Source organism: Haloferax sp. s1, assembly GCF_058382125.1.
The window spans coordinates 1-777 of record NZ_JBZRPK010000059.1; the positions used below are offsets into that span (position 1 = coordinate 1).

At 65.5% G+C, this 777-nt stretch carries 2 pseudogenes; one reads left to right on the plus strand and one right to left on the minus strand.

Annotated features, from left to right (window positions below):
- Positions 1 to 305: pseudogene (locus tag QT222_RS00355) on the minus strand (hypothetical protein); the annotation flags it as partial.
- Between the two features lie 299 nt (positions 306 to 604).
- Here QT222_RS00355 and QT222_RS00360 point away from each other — a divergent pair.
- Positions 605 to 777, plus strand: a pseudogene (locus tag QT222_RS00360) (DUF7342 family protein); the annotation flags it as partial.

A 777-nucleotide genomic window follows, 5' to 3' on the forward strand; every position in this document is an offset into this window, starting at 1 on the left:
CCGGCGTCGTCCCCGAAGGCCGGGGCGAGTTCGCTCGTGGCGGCTTCCGCGGGGTAGGCCGGTTCGCCCCGGGCGTCGCCGCCGCCGACGATCTCGACGGTACGGGCGTTGAGCCGGTCGGCGACGAGGCCGGTGTGGTCCTCGATGGCATCGGTAACGTCGTCGCTGTCGGTGTCGATCACGACGCGCGTGACCGGCCAGCGGAGCTTGCGCTCGGCCTGTTGGCGGGCGTTCGAGCCAGCCTCCTCGACGGCGCGGGCGACGGCGACCTCCCCTATTGTCGACTTATCGTCAACGATTACATCGTCGACGAGGCGGCCACGCGGCTGAAAAAGCAGGCCTCGATGCGGAACGCAGCGTCGTTCCTGACGACACTCGACGAGAGCACGCTCTATCAGTTCGAAGGCGTCTCCGCGGACGTCTTCGATGCCGCCAAAACGATGTTCGTCGAGTGGACCGACCTGGATGCCTCATTCACCGACTTCGTCGTCGCCGCACACATGGTCGAATTGGAGGTCGATCACATCCTCACCTACGACCGGCATTACGATGCGTTCGATGTGACGACGCTCCCATATCGCAGTCAGATCTAGAGGTGCCAAGCATGTCCGAATCCCCACGGAATGGCGTCCAGTCGTGGACCGAGTCGATGAGCGCCCGCGAACGAATTCGGGCGGTCGCCGAGACGCTTCCCGAACCCCGGTCGGTTAACTGGATCGGCAAGCAGGCCGCGCCGCCTGGAGCACGACCAACGAGGAGCACCAGGCGCTCGTCGAC